The organism is Rhizobium sp. Rhizsp82, from assembly GCF_047325115.1.
Lineage (GTDB): Bacteria > Pseudomonadota > Alphaproteobacteria > Rhizobiales > Rhizobiaceae > Rhizobium.
Genome location: NZ_CP168570.1, coordinates 688,035 through 704,563, shown reverse-complemented (window position 1 = coordinate 704,563; position 16,529 = coordinate 688,035). Strand labels below are relative to the sequence as shown.

The window sequence follows — 16,529 nt, the reverse complement described above, 5'->3', positions numbered from 1 at the left end:
CTCAGGGAAAGACGCGACGTTCCAGGTTGGTCTGCCCCGCTCGCGTGAAATCCTGGAGTTCTTCATGACCTATGTCGTGACCGACAATTGCATTCGCTGCAAATATACCGACTGCGTGGAAGTCTGCCCGGTCGATTGCTTCTATGAGGGCGAGAATTTCCTCGTCATCCACCCTGATGAATGCATCGATTGCGGCGTTTGCGAGCCGGAATGTCCTGCCGAGGCGATCAAGCCGGATACCGAGCCGGGTCTCGACAAGTGGCTCAAGATCAACGCCGAATATGCCAGCATCTGGCCCAACATCACCGTCAAGAAGGACTCGATGCCCGAGGCCAAGGAGATGGATGGCGAGACCGGCAAATTCGAGAAGTACTTCTCCGAAAAGCCCGGCTCAGGCGACTGAGGCCAAGCTGCTGAAATCCGCTTGAAATCGGGTTCAGATGGCGCTTAAACGTTTCAAGTGATGCTTCTCTAATATGTGAGCCATGTGTTGCCCGCATGACTCACACGCACCAAATTATTGATTTCCTCATATTTTTGTGATAGGTTCTGAACACTGACCCATTTGAGGCACGAAGCGTGCCCAAAACCATCACGAAAGCAAATAAAATCCGTACGCGGTTCCCGTGACATATCAACATCTTGAGCTGTCCGATCGTTGATCGCGCGCATGAATTTCTTTTGCTTCTGTCTGGTGGGACCAGAGTGAAGTCACCCGACGGTAATCAACCGTCTCATCCGGGCCTGACTGACCCGGCTCCGGCCGCCGCCGGAAGCGTAACAGGGAGTTTTTGATTAGAATGACGACCCAGCAGAAAAAACCTTCAGCAGCTCGCCACGGCTTCAAGACCGGTGAATCGATCGTCTACCCCGCTCATGGGGTCGGTACCATTAGCGCTATCGAAGAGCAAGAAGTTGCCGGCATGAAGCTTGAACTTTTCGTAATCGATTTCGAAAAGGACAAGATGCGCCTGAAGGTTCCGGTCGCAAAAGCGATGAGCATCGGCATGCGCAAGCTGTCGGAGACCGATTTCGTTGAGCGCGCGCTCAAGGTTGTCCAGGGCAAGGCACGCGTCAAGCGCACCATGTGGTCGCGCCGTGCGCAGGAATACGATGCCAAGATCAATTCGGGCGACCTGATTTCGATCGCGGAAGTCGTACGCGACCTGTACCGCGCCGAAAACCAGCCGGAGCAGTCCTATTCCGAGCGTCAGCTCTATGAAGCTGCCCTCGACCGCATGGCCCGCGAAATCGCCGCCGTCAACAAAATGTCGGAAACCGAAGCCGTCCGCCTCGTCGAGACCAACCTGAACAAGGGTCCGAAGCGCGGCAAGGCCATCGAAGAAGACGACTCTCAGGACGAAGCCGCATAATAGCGCTTTGTTTTTCCTTGCAAAAAACCCGGCCTTCGAGCCGGGTTTTTTATTGGAACTTTTTCCGCGCTGACGCGTTTAAACCTCGTAAGTGCGGACAAAAGCCAGGTGAACCCACCGATCGTCCGCTGTTGTAAACGTTCGATGAGGAGTGGGTCATGACTTCCACATATTGCCAGAGCGGCAACGTGAAGAAACAGATCCTGCTTTACCGTCTGACCGGTACTTGATGAAGAGATAGGGCCTCGTCCTGAAAAGTCCAGGAGCGGGGCCTTTTGCATTCGAGAGCTGAATTTGATCCGGACGGCGACGTTCCGGAAACGAACCTTCATTGTTTTGTTTTGGGCGCGAGGCCTGATTTTAGGAGACCGATATGAAGAACATGTCTGCAGACCGGCGCATGATCAAAATAGCGATGGCGGCTCCCTATCTCGCCCGCGAGGAAGAACATGAACTGGCGATCCGCTGGAAGGACAATGAAGACCGCGGCGCCCGCAACCAGATCGCCATGGCCCATATGCGCCTCGTCATCTCGATGGCCGGCAAGTTCCGCAATTTCGGTCTGCCGATGAGCGATCTCGTGCAGGAGGGCTATGTCGGTCTCCTGGAAGCCGCTGCCCGTTTCGAGCCGGAGCGTGAAGTTCGTTTCTCCACTTATGCCAGCTGGTGGATCCGTGCGTCGATCCAGGATTACATCCTGCGCAACTGGTCGATCGTCCGCGGCGGTACGAGTTCCGCGCAGAAAGCGCTTTTCTTCAATCTTCGCCGCCTTCGCGCCAAGCTTGCCCGCGGCGATACGCAGCTGACCCTGCAATCCATTCATCAGGAAATCGCCGCAGCCCTCGGCGTCAGCCTTGCCGACGTTCAGATGATGGATGCGCGGCTTTCCAGCAACGATGCGTCGCTGCAGGCGCCGTCTGTCTCCGGCGACGCCGACAGTGCCGAGAAGATGGATTTCCTCGTCAGCGACGATCCTCTGCCCGATGAGCAGGTCTCCAACATGATCGATGGCGAGCGCCGCCGCGTCTGGCTCGCCTCTGCGCTGACGCATCTCAACGAGCGCGAGATGAAGATCATCAGCGCCCGCCGCCTCGCTGAGGATGGAGCGACGCTCGAAGAGCTCGGCGCCGATCTCGGAATTTCCAAGGAGCGTGTGCGCCAGATCGAAAGCCGGGCGATGGAGAAGCTCCGCAGCGCGCTCGTGAGCGCCGACCCGCACATGGCCGCCTACGCCTGAACGTTCTTACTCCCAGCAGCACAGACTGGCCCGGTTCATCCGGGCCTTTTTTATTCGGCGATGATTTTGACGCGGTCGCCGGGGGCGACGGTGGCGCCTGTCGGCAGCGCATTGATGAGCTTGAAGAGATCGAGCTTACGGTCGGTGCCCATCATGCGGGCGGCAAGCGTCGTGATGTTGTCGCCCGGGCGGACGGTGACGACGCGGATGCGCAGCGGCTTCAGCGACGACATCTCATCCGGGGTCATGCGGCGGAAGCTGGCGCGCAGGACATCCGCCGTCTGCTGCAGGGCCGTGCTGCCCTTCGGAACGGCGGTCAGGAACCGGAAGATCTGCTGATTGTTGCGGATGACCGTGACGTCGAAATCCCAGCGGTCGGCACTGGCGCGGGCGGTTGCCGCTTCCATGCCGTTGATCGTCGTCGCCTGGATCGTCGAGGGATCGAGGCCGGTGACCCAGCCGCTCGAGATATAGTTGGTCAGGCTCTGGTTGTTGCTGTCGGCCACGCCATCGAAACGGATGGCGATATCGCCGGGGCCGGTCGCCATGACGGCTTCGACCTTGTTGTCGATGGTGAAATCGGGCGGTACGTCGAAGCGGATGCCGAGACCGCCATGCAGGAAGGTCTGGCCGCGCACATAGCCCTCTTCCGGGCTGTCGCCGTAGAGAAGGCCGTCGATGCCATCGAGATAGTAATCGCGGCCCTTGTCGCCGACCTTGCCTTCCTGGCCGAAGGCGCGGGCGTGGTCGCGGGCCAGCTCGATACGCTGCGCGGAATTCGGGTGGCTCGACAGGAAGTCCAGGCTCTGGTCGGCATCCGGATCGGCCGACATGAAGCGGCTGTATGCGGCCATGCTGTCGAGGAAGCGGCCAGCAGCATAGGGGTCGTAACCGGCTTCGCCGAGCATACGTACGCCGATGACGTCCGCCTGCAGCTCCTGCTGGCGGGAGAAGGCGGCGAGGCGCAGCTTGCCGCGGGCGAGCGCCTGCTTGCCGGCGATATCGCTCGAGAGAACTTCGGCGACAACGCGGCTGGCGATGACTTCGGCTTCTTCGCGCTTCTGGCGCTCGATGCCGTGATTGGCCGTCACATGGCCCATCTCGTGCGAGAGCACGGCGGCAACCTCGGAGGCGTCGTTGGCAAGCGCCAGCAGGCCGCGTGTGACGTAGAGATAGCCGCCCGGCAGCGCGAAGGCGTTGATCGCCGGCGAATTCAGGATGGTAATGCGGTAGGACTGGCTCGGATTTTCCGAGACGGCCGTCAGCGCGCCGGCAATGCGGGCGACGAGGCGTTCGGTCTTGGCGTCCTTGTATTCACCGCCATAGCTCGCGACGATGCGTGGGTGCTCGCGGGCGCCCATCGCGGCGCGCGGATCGTTCTTCTGCACTTCATCGACGATCTGCGGATTGGACGAGGGCGAGACGGTCGGCTGGTAGGATTGCTCGATGATCGACTGGCAGCTGTTGAGCGCGACTGCGGCAGCAGTCAGCAGCAGCGCATGCCGTCCCCGGTGGCGCAAAGCGGAAAGCATAGTCCTGGAGGGCGCGGGTCTCGTCCACGTCTTCATGCTGTCCAGTCTGGCTCTCCGAGTCATCTTGCTTTTCAGCCGGTTCGCCGCTTTATCGATCCGGCCACTTCCAACGGGGTTCAACAGGCGCCCATCCTGGCTCTCGCAGTGCACAACGGATGGATACAGGTCATTGCTGTAGCTGATTTCCGCATCGGTTGCATAGCGAGACTCTGCTTAATTGTGGCGCCGTTGTAATTTAGCAAGCTTGGCGTGGTTAAGGAGTTCTTTCGCTCGGATGAAATTGTGGCGAAAGTGCCATCGCGCCCTGCAGATTCGTCAACCGCGCAGAAATTGCCGCAATGCGGGCATATCTTTTCGCGCGAGATATTCATCGATCGGCGCGGCAAGCGCGATCGCGCCATGATCGATGAAGACCCCGTAGCTGGCAATGCGGCGGACTTCGTCCGGGTCATGCGAGACGATGATGACGGTGCTGCCGGTTTCGCGCTGCATCGTCGTCAGAAGCTCCGCCATGCCGCTGCGCAAACCGGGATCGAGAGCGGCGAAGGGTTCGTCGAGAAGCAGGATCGGGCGATTGCGGACGAGGGCGCGGGCGAAGGCGGCGCGTTGACGTTCGCCGCCTGACAGTGTCGCCGGAAGCCGCTTCTCGAAACCTGCAAGTCCGACCTGCGCCAGCGCCGCGGAGATGCGGCTGCGGTCCGCCTGCGTGAGCTTCAGGGCCGGATTGATGCCCAGCCCGATATTGGTGAAGATATCGAGATGGGCGAAGAGATTGTTGTCCTGGAAGACCAGCGAGAGTGGCCGCTCCGACGGATGGACGCCGGTGACGTCCCTGCCATCAAGCAACACCTGGCCACTCTCCGGTGTCTCGAAGCCTGCCAGCAGATTGAGGAAGGTCGATTTTCCGGCGCCCGAGGGGCCGGTCACGGCGATGATCTGGCCGCCCGGCAGTGCGAAATCGAAGTGAAAAGCATGGCTGCCGAGGGTCAGGCGGACGTTCTGCATAGCGATATCAGCGGCCGTCATCGGCACCATGTCCTCGCACCTGGCCGGATGTTCCGGCAATTGTCAGCAACAGGCATATCACGCCGAGGATCAACGCAAAGCCATCGGCATCATTAGTCCTGTAGCTTCCCATGCGGCTATAGACCAGCCACGGCAGGGTGATGAAACCATCGGACCCAAAAAGAGCAACGGCGCCGAGATCACCGAGCGACAGCGCCATAGCGAAAGACAGGGCGGTGAGGAACGGTTTCCGCAGCCCCGGCCAATCGATAAGCCGCAGCCGCGCGATGCCGGCGATCCCGAGGCTTGCCGATAGCCGCGCCGTACGGCGCTGATGGACGAGATAGGCCGGCTCGAGCACGCGCATGACGAAGGGCAGCGCCATCAGCATATTGATCAGCACCACGAGAGCAGGCGCGAAAATTGCAGCATCGCCGAACGGCCGCAGGGCCATAAACCATCCTGTGGCAAGCACGACCGGCGGGGCCAATAGAACCATCGAAGATGCGCCGCCCATCGTGGCGAAGAAGGCGCGGCTGCGACCGGAGGGCTTACTGGTGGCGATGGTCTGACGGGCGCGGATCAGGGCTGCCGATACCAGCAGCGCCAGTGTGGCGGCGGAGATGGATATACCAAAGCTCATCGCCGCGGCCTGCCAGAAGACGGGCTCGCCGAGCAGTTTCTGCAGGTCGGCTTTCAGGCCGGCGACGACGACCGAGAGCAGCGGTGACAGGAGAAAGGTTGTGACGACGATCAATAATAGGCTATCCGACAGTCTCGCTGTGAGCTTCCTGCCGTCGAAGCGCAGTGCCCGGTGCCCTGCTGTCAGCCCCTCGTCAGGGCTCGCTGGCAGGTGCGACATGGCGGCGAGGACGAGGCCGGTCAGCGCGATCTGCAGCAAGGAAAGTGCGACGGCGCGGTCGGGATCGAAATCGAAGCGAAGCGACTGGTAGATCGCGACCTCGACCGTCGTTGCCGCAGGACCGCCGCCGAGCGTCAGCACCAGCGTGAAGCTGGTGGCACAGAGCATGAAGATCAGCCCCGCGATACCGGGGATCAGGCCGCGGATGGCGGGCCATTCGATGAAACGGAAGATGGCGCGCTGACGCATGCCGAGATTGCTCGCCATCAGCCAGTATTCAGAGGGCAGCCGTTCCAGACCGGCAAGCATCAGCCGGCAGGCCAGCGGTAGGTTGAAGAAGACATGGGCAAGCAAGATGCCGGTCAGGCCGTAGATGCTGACGGGTTCGGCGAGGCCGAGTTTCGTCAGCGCGCTGTTGAGCAGGCCCTGCCTGCCCCAGATGCCGATCAAGCCGAGCGCGCCGATCAGGACGGGCAGTCCCATCGGCACCGCCATCAGCCGGATGATCCAGATGCGGCCGGGAAATTGCGGCTGGCGGGCGAGTGACCGCGCGACAGGGATCGCCAGGAAAACCGATAGCAGCGTGGAGAGGACGGCCTGCAGCAGCGTGAAGCGCAGGACGCGGAGGATATAGGGATCGGAAATGATCCCGGCAAAGGCAGCGCCCCCGCCGGAGGCGGCAAGCGAAACGGCAGCGATACCGATGAAAAGCAGGATGGCGGCGAGCGCAATTGCGCCGCCCGCCAATGCATTTCGCCGTTCCGCCGCCGTCTGCAGCATCAGTTCATGCTCATCGCCGCAAGCCACTCGTCGATCCAGGCCTTGCGGTTCTTGGCGACTTCATCCGGCGACATCAGGAAAGTCTTGGAGGGATTGACGAGCTTGCCGAAAGCATCCGGCAGGGGCGTCGAGGTCGCCGAGACCGGCATCATCCAGTTGTTGGTCGGGATCGTGTCCTGGAAGCCCGGGGTGACCATGAATTTCAGGAAGTCGCGGGCAAGATCCTTATCTGGAGCGTTCTTCAGCAGGCCGGCGACTTCGATCTGGATATAGTGGCCCTCGGAGAAGGCGGCAGCCTGATAGCGATCGGTGTTTTCAGCGACCATGTGATAGGCCGGGGACGTCGTATAGGAGAGCACCATCGGCGCCTCGCCCTTGGTGAACAGGCCATAGGCCTCCGACCAGCCGGGGGTCACCGTCAGGATGCGGTTCTTGAGCTTTGCCCATGCTTCCGGCGCCTTGTCGCCGTAAACGGACTTTACCCAGAGCAGCAGGCCGAGGCCGGGCGTAGAGGTGCGCGGATCCTCGATGACGATCTTCTGCGACGGGTCGCCGTCGACGAGCTCCTGCATGCTCTTCGGCGGGTTCTTTACCGCCTGCGTATCGTAGATGATGGCGAAGTGGCCGTAATCATAGGGAACGAAGACATCGTCCTTGAAATCGCCGGGCACCTTCAAGGCGCTGGTATCGACGCCGCTGGCGTCAAACAGGCCCGTATCCTTGGCCTCGGTGATCAGGTTGGTGTCGATGCCGAGAACGACGTCGGCCTTGGTCGAGGCACCCTCGAGCTTGAGGCGTGAGAGAAGGGCGACGCCATCGGCGACGCTGACGAAATTGACGGTGCAGGCGCAGGTCTTCTCGAAGGCTTCCTTGACCTTGGGGCCGGGGCCCCATTCGGAGGTGAAGCTTTCGTAGGTATAGACCGTCAGCGTCTTGTCTGCGGCCTGGGCCGGAGCGATGGCCGAGGTAACGGCGAGAAGCGCCGTGGTGAAAAGTGCGATCAATGGTTTGCGGCCGGGCATGGCGCGCCTCCTCCTATACAAGTTGTCTCACGGGAAAAGGGCGGTGCCTGGTGTCACGCGCGCATCTAATCCCTCCGCCGGTGTTAACCGGATCAGGTTCCGCGGGTTGGCTTACAGCCTCTCAGCCAGATGTCCTTGCGGACACGGGCACCCCGTTAGAGCGTTCGCAGATGTATAGTGGTGACGGCTTTATGACAAGGGCGAAGCTCGCCCTCGTCAGGTCACTCGGCTGCTTCAGCTGCAGCCGCAGACGTCTTCGCTTCGCCGTGGCGCGGTAGCTGTACCGGCTTCAGCAAAAACGCCGCGATCAGGCCGATCAGGGCGAAAGCGCAGGAGGTCATGAAGAGCGGCGTGAAGGCCGCCGAGTAGGCATCGGCCACCGCCTGGCGGCTGACTTCCGGCAAAGCCGCCATCATCTTCGGAGTCAGCTGCTCGATATCGGCGACGCCGGGGATGGAGACGCCGACCTTGGCAAGCTGCGAACCGATGATAGCGCCATAGATGGAGATGGCGATCGAGGCGCCGCCCATGCGCGACAGCGTCACCGAACCAGTGGCGGCGCCGACATCACGGGCGGGAGCCGCGTTCTGCACGCCGATGATCGGTACCTGCTGCGCGAGGCCGATACCGATCCCGTGCAGAGCCATCAACAGGCCGATAACTGGTAGGGGCGTTCCAGCGTGAACCTGCGTCAGCAACGCGAAAGCGATGGCGCTGCAGGAGAGGCTGGCGATGGCGAAGGGCTTGTAGCGGCCGGTGCGCGAGATGGTGCGGCCGGCAAACAACGAACCGCAGACAAGACCGCCGGTCAGCATGATGAAGAGCAGGCCGGCATGCGAGGGCGAGAGGCCGGTTGTCGTCTGCAGGAACAGCGCGAAATAGTTGGCCATGCCGATGGCGATGCCGCCGCCGGTAATCGACATGATCAGGAGAAGCGGGAAGGTCGGGTTGCGGAACAGCGACAGCGGCACGATCGGTTCGGCGGCGCGGCGCTCGACGAAAACCCAGGCGATGGCGCAGAGAATACCGATGCCGATAATGCCGAGGCTCTGCGGGGCCAGGATCGAGCCGAACAGTTCGCTGCCATCGGCCATCAGCACGATGCTGGTGGTGGTCATCGCCAAGAGCAGGGCACCGGCATAATCGATCTTCGGGCGGCGGTGCGGCTTGCGGTAGGGCAGCATCAGCGCCAGGCCGATGAGCACGACGAAACCGATGGGGACATTGACCAGAAAGATTGAGCGCCAGCCGAACAGATCGCTCATCATGCCGCCAAGAACGGGGCCGATGGCGCTGGAGGCCATCAGCACGAGGCTGGAATAGCTTTGGTAGCGGGCGCGTTCGCGCGGTTCGAAGAGATCGGCATTGACGGCGAAGATCGACACCATGATGCCGCCGCCGCCGAGGCCCTGCAGCACGCGGGCGGCAATCAGCGTGTTCATCGAGACGGCCAGACCGCAGACGGCAGAGCCGACGGTGAAGATCGCGATCGCCGTCATCATCACATATTTGCGGCCGAAGAGGTCGCCGAGCTTGCCATAGACGGGCATCACGGCGCTGAGCGACAGGAGATAGGCGGACCCGATCCAGCCGAAGCGCTCGAGATGGCCGAATTCGCCGACGATCGTCGGCAGCGCCGTCGAGACAATCTGATTGTCCAGCGTTGCCATGAACATTGCGGTCATCAGAAACAGGAAGAGAATAAGCCTGCGGCGGGGATCCGTCACGAGCGGCTGGGAGGCAAGCTGCATATCCATGAAGACAGTTCCGATCTTGATCGCCAATTTATGTGACAAAAGCACATAAATGTCAATGACACTTGAATGACGCAGGCATGTTTCCTTCCCGAAAGCCTTCTGTTATGCTTGCCACATGAACGAGAAACCCGCCCGAATTCACGAGCTCGATCCCCTGTCGCTGGAAAGCGAAAGCGTCTTGAGCATCGGCCAGAGCATGACGCGCATGAAGCTCATGACGGGCCGCAGGCTGATCGGGCGTCTTGCGATCCAGAGCGTCGCGCCGGATCTCGAACTGTCGCATCTGGATGTGCTCGATGCCGTACGCCGCGCGCAGCCGGCTGACGAAGTGACGGTCGGGACGATCGCGGAGATGCTGCGCATCGATCCGTCACGCGCCAGCCGCGTGGTTGCCGACATGGTCAGCCGCAACATTCTTCGCCGCGCGGCATCGCAGGCCGATGCGCGCCGGATCGTCGTGGTAATGACACCCATCGGGCAGCGGCTGCTTGCTGAAATCCGTGCGCAGAAGATGGCGCTGATCGGCGAAATCCTCGACGGATGGAGCGAAAAGGACGTCGATGCCTTTGCCGCACTCTATGAGCGCTTCATCGACGGCTATGAAAAAGCCTTCGAACGGCGCGACAAGGGTACGCCCGGCTGAGCGCTGCCCCTTTCCCTCGACCCCTGCTTTGCGCTATGGGCAATGCCCATGACGGAAACCACCTTTACCATCCTGCTTGGCGGCGAGCTGACGCCGACGGAACGGCTGCGCAGCGCCGTTGCTGGTAGCCGCTTCATCGCGGCCGATGGCGGCATGCGGCATGCGGCCGAGCTCGGCGTCGTGCCGGAGCTCTGGGTGGGCGATTTCGATTCCACGGCGCCTGATCTCGAAGGCGCCTTTCCCGATGTGCCGAAGCAGCCCTACCCGGCCGCCAAAGCCTCGACAGATGGCGAGATCGCCGTGTCTGAAGCCATTGCGCGTGGGGCAAAGCGCTTGATCCTAGCCGGCGCCCTGGCGGGCGAACGGTCCGACCATGCGCTTCAGCATCTGCTTTACGCCGTCAGCCTGGCAGAAGAGGGTTTCGACCTGCTGCTCACCTCCGGGGTGGAGGAAGCGGTTCCGCTTCTTGCCGGAACCATCGAGCTTGATCTGCCGAAGAACAGCCTGTTTTCCGTCCCCGGATTCAGCGAGCTGCGCGGGCTCTTCATCGAGAATGCCCGCTATCCGCTCTCGGATTTCCATTTGCCCTTCGGCTCATCGCGTACCATTTCCAATGTGGCGGAAGGCAAGGTCCGGTTCACGCTCGGCAGCGGCCGCGCGATCATCCTTGCCCGCCCTTATGATCTTTCCGGAGTCTGATTCTTGGCGCCTCCCATTCTCAAACTGGACGACATCTTCCTGAGCTTCGGCGGCACGCCGTTGCTGGCGGGCGCAAGCCTGCAGGTGGAGCCCGGCGACAAGATCTGCCTCGTCGGCCGCAATGGTTCCGGCAAGTCGACACTGCTGAAGATCGCGGCCGGCATCGCCGAAGCGCAATCCGGCGAGGTGTTCCGCCATCCGTCGTCGACGGTGCGCTATCTGGAGCAGGCGCCCGATTTCGTCGGCTTCTCGACTGTGCAGGCCTATGCCGAAGCCGGGCTCGGGCCGGGCGACGATCCCTATCGCGTCACCTATCTGCTGTCGCATCTCGGCCTGACCGGCGAGGAAGACCCGAAGAACCTTTCGGGCGGCGAAGCCCGCCGCGCGGCGCTTGCCCGCGTCATGGCGCCAGAGCCGGATATCCTGCTGCTCGACGAACCGACCAACCATCTCGACCTGCCCACCATCGAATGGCTGGAAGGCGAGCTTCAGAAGACGCGGAGCGCCCTGGTTCTGATCTCGCACGACCGCCGGTTCCTAGAGAAGGTCTCAACGGCGACCGTCTGGCTCGACCGCGGAACATCGCGGCGGCTCGATCGCGGCTTCGGGCATTTCGAAGCCTGGCGCGATCAGGTTCTCGAAGCCGAAGAGCTGGAGCAACACAAGCTCGGCAAGGCGATCGAGCGCGAAGAGCATTGGCTGCGCTACGGCGTCACCGCGCGCCGCAAGCGCAACATGCGCCGCCTCGGCGAGTTGCAGACGATGCGCTCGCAATATCGCGGCCACAAGGGTCCGCAGGGGACTGTGCAGGCCACGGTTTCGGATGCACAGGAATCCGGCAAGCTTGTCATCGAAGCCGAGAAGATCACGAAGACTTACGGCGACCGGCCGATCGTCGCGCCGTTCTCGATCCGTGTCCATCGCGGCGATTGCATCGGTCTCGTCGGTCCGAATGGCGCCGGCAAGACGACGCTCTTGAAGATGCTGACGGGGCAACTGTCGCCGGATACCGGTACGGTGAAGCTCGGCACCAATCTCGAGATCGCCACGCTCGATCAGAAGCGCGAGGATCTCAATCCCGACGATACGCTTGCCAATTATCTGACCGATGGCCGCGGCGAGAACCTGCTCGTCAATGGCGAGCAGCGGCATGTGACCGGCTATATGAAGGAGTTCCTGTTCCAGCCGGAGCAGGCCCGCACGCCGATCAAGAATCTCTCCGGCGGCGAACGTGCGCGTCTGATGCTGGCGCGGATTCTATCGCGGCCGACGAACCTCTTGATCCTAGACGAACCGACCAACGACCTGGATATCGAAACGCTCGACCTGTTGCAGGAAATCGTTGCCGGCTTTCCGGGCACGGTCATTCTCGTCAGCCACGATCGTGATTTCCTGGACCGCACCGTGACGTCAACGATCGCGCCTGCCGTTCCGGATGCGCCCGATGGCCGCTGGATCGAATATGCCGGTGGCTATTCCGACATGATGGCGCAGCGCAAAGGCGCGCTGGAGGAGCGGCGTAAGGCGGAGAAGGCTGCCGAGAAGGCAAAGGCGGAGGCTTCGCCTGCTGCCGAGGGGCCGAAAGGCAAAGGCAAGCTTTCCTTCAAGCAGAAATTCGCGCTGGAAAATCTGCCAAAAGAAATGGCAAAGGCCGAGGCCCAGATCGCCAATCGCGAAGAGAAGATGGCCGATCCCAACCTCTTCACCAAGGATCGCAAGACCTTCGACAAGCTTGCTGCCGAGATGGAAAAGCTGCGCGACAGTCTGACCAGGATGGAAGAGGAATGGCTCGAGCTCGAAATGCTGAGAGAAGAGCTCGAAGGGTGAGTTTCACGTTTCCTTGATTCGCCGGTGTCCCGGTGCGGCTCTACATTCCGCTCCGGCAGCCGGGGATATGCCTGCTATCGTGGCGACAAGGAATAGTCATATGTCTCGCAAGTCCTCTTCCGCATTTCTGACGGCGCTCGCCGCCGCAGCCATCACCTTTTCTGCCATTCAGTCCAGCCAGGCCGACGATACGCAGCGGGTTCGCATCCGCGGGGTTGTCGAGAGCCTCAATGGCGACGTGCTGACGATCAAGACGCGCGACGGCAGCGATCAGTCGATCGCCATGCAATCCGGTTTCAAGGTCGGCGGCATCCAGCGGGCATCCGTCGATGACATCAAGCCGGGCGATTTCGTCGGTGTCGGCTCGATGCCGAAGGGCAGCGGCCCGAACGACGCATTGCAGGTGATGATCTTCCCGGCCTCGATGAAGGGCACCGGCGAGGGCAATCGCCCCTGGGATGCCAAGCCGAATACCGAGATGACCAATGCGACGGTCAGCACCTCCGTCAAGGCGGTCAACGGCAAGACGATCACGCTCACCTATCAGGGCAAGGAAAAGACGATCGCCATTCCCGATGGCACGCAGATCGTCACCATCGCGTCGGCTACCAAGGATGATCTGAAGCCGGGTGCCGCCGTCATCGTCACGGCCGAGAAGGCCGCCGATGGCAGCGTTTCGTCCAAGCAGGTTTCCGTCGGCCTCAGCGGCGTCCAGCCGATGTGATGACTGCTAGAGCACCGGAGCCGCCGTCGGGCGGCCGGTGCCGGCTTTCGGCGGCGCGGGTTCTTCGGTCTTGGAAGCGATCGCTTCCAGATGCAACACCCGCGGCTTCAGCACTTCCATGTAGCTCTCGGAGCGGCCGATATAGATCATCGCCGTGTCCGGCAGCGCCGTCAGCAGGTTGGTCAGCGTCGTCTGCCATTCCGGTTCGAGACCTTCGAGCACTTCGTCGAATACGACCCAGCGCGGCCGCACCAGTAGGAGCCGGGCAAAGCCGATGGCCTTTTGCTCGTCGGAATCCAGCACCTTGTCCCAGCGCGCACGCGTATCGAGACGGCCGATGAGCTGACGCAGCCCGGCCTTCTCCATCGCAGCCTCGATATCCTCGTTCTTGTAGGACCCGGCAGGTTCGGGGAAGCAGAGCGCCTCGCGCAGCGTGCCGCCGGGGATATAGGCGACCTGCGGGATGAACAGCATGTCGTCGGATGGCGGCAGGCCCATGGTGCCGCTGCCGCAGGGCCACAGACCGGCCATCGCCTGGAACAGCAGCTTTCGATTGACGTTGTGATCGCCGTTGATCATCACCTTCTCGCCGGCCTTCAGCGTGACGTCGGGCTCGTGCACACGGAAGCCGCCGCACTGGTCGACTTCTTCGCCGAGCTTTGCGGCGATCGTCACGTTCTTCATCACAAGCCTGTCGGCAGCGGTGTCCTCGTAGGCGATGACGTTTTTCGGGTTCATCGCGTCGTCCATGTGCTGAAGCGCATGGCGGAAATCGGTGACGCGGTTCAGCGTTGCGCGCCATTCGGCGATCGGGCCGAAATTGGCGACGTACCAGCGCAGCGCAGTATTGACCTGGTTGAAGGCGCCGACCGACATCATCAGCTCACCGAAGGTCAGGCCGCCGGAGAAATAGGCGGGGGCAGCGACGATGATCGGGATGACGATGACCAGCCAGCCATAGCCGGCAGAGACCCAGGTGAGATTGGTATTCGCCATCGTCAGCCGCTTCAGGACGGCGAGAACGGTGCTGATATCGATATTGATGCGCTGGCGCTCGTTTTCCTCGCCCTTGGCAACGGTGATCGCCGGCATGTTCTCGTTGGCATGCATCAGCGAGAAACGTAGCTCGGCTTCCTTCGAGAAGCGCTCGGCATTGATCGGCACCAGCTTGCGGCCGACGATCTGGCTGAGGATCGATGCCGAGGCGGCATAGAAGACCGCGGCCCAGACCATGTAGCCGGGGATGGCGAAGGAATAGGTGCTGAAGTGGAAGACGAAGCCGCTCGACAGTTCCCAGAGAACGCCGATGAAGCTGACGAGCAGGATGGTGGACTGAATGAGCCCGAGAACGAGGCCGGTGGTGCTTTCCGCCAGGTTTCGGGCGTCTTCATGCAGGCGCTGGTCGGGATTGACGCCGATCAGGCCGCTCGAGGCCAGCCGAAGGGCTCGCTTGCGCTTCAGCCATTGATCGACGAGATCGCGTGTCAGGCCCTCGCGCATGTAGAGCGCGGTCATCTGGTTCAGCCATGCCTGGCCGACATTGAGCAGCAGGAGAGAGCCGGCGATCAGGCCGAAGACCTGCAGCTGGTGGAAGAATTCGGTGACATCGCGCCGCTGCAGCGAATCGTAGAAGGGGGCATTCCAGCGGTTCAGGACCACCTGGCCATAGGCCGTCGCCAGGATGACGGCGAGCAGAATCGCCGCGAGCGACAGGATCTTGCCGCGCACCTTGGAGGCCCAGAAAGCCTGAAACATCAATTTAAGGCGGTAGCCGAGGCTCAGGTCATATCCGACCCGGTCTTGCCGCTGACCGCCAGCCGCGCCTTTGGCGTCGTCCGTCATCACGCATTCCCGTACAGCATCGCCCCTGATTAACATGGTAGCGCCCACTGTCCATCAACAGATTCTACCAGTCATTAATGCGTGAGTTACCTTGCGCCAAGGCGCCGCATGCGAATCCTCATTGATTCGCGCCGCTGTCAGCGCTATCTAGGGGACCTCGTGGTGATTTGGCCGGCCGGCTTGCAGCCACGTTAAATAAGTCGCTAAAGGGCCGCGTGCGGACCGGTAGCGATTCTTTCGTTGCCGGTTTTTTATTTGCCGGTTGTTTTGTTCGATCGAGTGAATGCGATGCCCATCAAGATTCCTGACACGCTCCCCGCTTTCGAAACCCTCGTTCAGGAGGGGGTTCGGGTGATGACCGAAACGATGGCTATCCGCCAGGATATCCGTCCGCTGCAGATCGGGCTTCTCAATCTCATGCCGAACAAGATCAAGACCGAGGTGCAGATGGCGCGCCTCGTCGGCGCCTCGCCGCTGCAGGTCGAGTTCTCGCTGGTGCGCATCGGCAATCACAAGGCCAAGAACACCTCCGAAGACCATCTGCTCGCCTTCTACCAGACCTGGGAAGAAGTGAAGCACCGCAAATTCGACGGTTTCATCATCACCGGCGCGCCGATCGAGCTGATGCCCTATGAAGACGTCACCTATTGGAAGGAGATGCAGGACATCTTTGAATGGACGCGCACCAACGTGCATTCGACGATGAATGTCTGCTGGGGCGCCATGGCGGCGATCTATCATTTCCACGGTGTTCCGAAGCACGAGCTGACGGAAAAGGCGTTCGGCGTCTATCGCCACAAGAACCTAAAACCCTCTTCCGTCTATCTCAACGGTTTCTCCGACAATTTCGAAATCCCGGTCTCCCGCTGGACCGAGGTTCGCCGTGCCGATATCGAAAAGGCATCGGGTCTGGAAATCCTGATGGAATCGAACGAGATGGGCGTCTGCCTCGTTCAGGAAGAAGCGGCCAAGCGGCTCTATATCTTCAATCACGTCGAATATGACTCGACGTCATTGTCGGACGAGTATTTCCGCGACGTGAATGCCGGCGTGCCGATCAAGATGCCGCATAACTATTTCCCGCATAACGATCCAGCCCTTCAGCCGCAGAACCGATGGCGCAGCCACGCGCATCTGCTCTTCGGCAACTGGATCAATGAAATCTACCAGACGACGCCCTACGAGCTCAGCGAGATCGGGACGAAAATCTGAGGGCTTATCAATCT

The 16,529-nt window shown here is 61.4% G+C and carries 14 protein-coding genes and 2 riboswitches; of the genes, 8 read left to right on the top strand and 6 right to left on the bottom strand.

Annotated features, from left to right (window positions below; all coding sequences use genetic code 11):
* Positions 1–64 precede the first annotated feature (64 nt).
* From fdxA to ACEN84_RS08110, 3 genes are all read left to right on the top strand, one after another.
* The gene (gene fdxA, locus ACEN84_RS08120; protein ID WP_112718251.1) at positions 65–403 is read left to right on the top strand and encodes a ferredoxin FdxA; all 339 of its coding nucleotides are present in this window, start codon (positions 65–67) and stop codon (positions 401–403) included.
* Positions 404–800: 397 nt separating this feature from the next.
* The gene (locus ACEN84_RS08115; protein WP_112718253.1) at positions 801–1,373 is read left to right on the top strand and encodes a CarD family transcriptional regulator; all 573 of its coding nucleotides are present in this window, start codon (positions 801–803) and stop codon (positions 1,371–1,373) included.
* A 373-nt stretch (positions 1,374–1,746) separates the two neighbouring features.
* Positions 1,747–2,610 carry an RNA polymerase factor sigma-32 gene (locus ACEN84_RS08110; protein ID WP_413710522.1) on the top strand — a complete coding sequence of 288 codons (864 nt, stop codon included), beginning with the start codon at positions 1,747–1,749 and terminating at the stop codon, positions 2,608–2,610.
* Between the two features lie 50 nt (positions 2,611–2,660).
* On the opposite strand, the gene ACEN84_RS08105 is transcribed toward ACEN84_RS08110, so the two are convergent.
* The 5 genes from ACEN84_RS08105 to ACEN84_RS08085 all read right to left on the bottom strand — a co-directional run bounded on the left by ACEN84_RS08105 (position 2,661) and on the right by ACEN84_RS08085 (position 9,568).
* Positions 2,661–4,205: a M48 family metalloprotease gene (locus ACEN84_RS08105; protein ID WP_112718257.1), complete on the bottom strand. Its 1,545-nt coding sequence runs from the start codon at positions 4,203–4,205 to the stop codon at positions 2,661–2,663.
* A 252-nt stretch (positions 4,206–4,457) separates the two neighbouring features.
* Positions 4,458–5,168 carry an ATP-binding cassette domain-containing protein gene (locus tag ACEN84_RS08100; protein ID WP_413710521.1) on the bottom strand — a complete coding sequence of 237 codons (711 nt, stop codon included), beginning with the start codon at positions 5,166–5,168 and terminating at the stop codon, positions 4,458–4,460.
* A complete protein-coding gene (gene thiP, locus ACEN84_RS08095; protein WP_413711276.1) occupies positions 5,155–6,789 on the bottom strand; it encodes a thiamine/thiamine pyrophosphate ABC transporter permease ThiP in 1,635 nt (544 codons plus the stop codon). The genes ACEN84_RS08100 and thiP overlap by 14 nt, the downstream gene beginning before the upstream one ends.
* Complete coding sequence (gene thiB / locus ACEN84_RS08090; RefSeq protein WP_413710520.1) at positions 6,789–7,811, bottom strand: thiamine ABC transporter substrate binding subunit; 1,023 nt, start codon at positions 7,809–7,811, stop codon at positions 6,789–6,791. Before thiB ends, thiP begins: the two co-directional genes overlap by 1 nt.
* A gap of 52 nt (positions 7,812–7,863) precedes the next feature.
* Positions 7,864–7,976: riboswitch (TPP riboswitch) on the bottom strand.
* A 56-nt stretch (positions 7,977–8,032) separates the two neighbouring features.
* Positions 8,033–9,568 (bottom strand): MDR family MFS transporter, encoded by a 1,536-nt coding sequence (locus tag ACEN84_RS08085; RefSeq protein ID WP_413710519.1) that lies wholly within the window; start codon positions 9,566–9,568, stop codon positions 8,033–8,035.
* Between the two features lie 115 nt (positions 9,569–9,683).
* Here ACEN84_RS08085 and ACEN84_RS08080 point away from each other — a divergent pair, with 115 nt between their 5' ends.
* The 4 genes from ACEN84_RS08080 to ACEN84_RS08065 all read left to right on the top strand — a co-directional run bounded on the left by ACEN84_RS08080 (position 9,684) and on the right by ACEN84_RS08065 (position 13,461).
* The gene (locus ACEN84_RS08080) at positions 9,684–10,211 is read left to right on the top strand and encodes a MarR family winged helix-turn-helix transcriptional regulator (RefSeq protein ID WP_112718263.1); all 528 of its coding nucleotides are present in this window, start codon (positions 9,684–9,686) and stop codon (positions 10,209–10,211) included.
* 42 nt (positions 10,212–10,253) lie between these two features.
* On the top strand, positions 10,254–10,910 hold the full coding sequence (locus tag ACEN84_RS08075) for a thiamine diphosphokinase (RefSeq protein ID WP_246777534.1): 657 nt from the start codon (positions 10,254–10,256) through the stop codon (positions 10,908–10,910).
* A 3-nt stretch (positions 10,911–10,913) separates the two neighbouring features.
* On the top strand, positions 10,914–12,737 hold the full coding sequence (locus ACEN84_RS08070; protein ID WP_413710518.1) for an ABC-F family ATP-binding cassette domain-containing protein: 1,824 nt from the start codon (positions 10,914–10,916) through the stop codon (positions 12,735–12,737).
* 100 nt (positions 12,738–12,837) lie between these two features.
* On the top strand, positions 12,838–13,461 hold the full coding sequence (locus ACEN84_RS08065; protein ID WP_112718269.1) for a hypothetical protein: 624 nt from the start codon (positions 12,838–12,840) through the stop codon (positions 13,459–13,461).
* Between the two features lie 6 nt (positions 13,462–13,467).
* Here ACEN84_RS08065 and ACEN84_RS08060 read toward each other — a convergent pair whose 3' ends face one another.
* Positions 13,468–15,303, bottom strand: a complete 1,836-nt coding sequence (locus tag ACEN84_RS08060) for an ABC transporter ATP-binding protein/permease (protein WP_413710517.1) — start codon at positions 15,301–15,303, stop codon at positions 13,468–13,470.
* A 149-nt stretch (positions 15,304–15,452) separates the two neighbouring features.
* Positions 15,453–15,530: riboswitch (SAM riboswitch) on the top strand.
* A 61-nt stretch (positions 15,531–15,591) separates the two neighbouring features.
* Here ACEN84_RS08060 and metA point away from each other — a divergent pair.
* The gene (metA, locus tag ACEN84_RS08055; protein ID WP_413710516.1) at positions 15,592–16,515 is read left to right on the top strand and encodes a homoserine O-acetyltransferase MetA; all 924 of its coding nucleotides are present in this window, start codon (positions 15,592–15,594) and stop codon (positions 16,513–16,515) included.
* The last annotated feature ends 14 nt before the right edge of the window (positions 16,516–16,529 follow it).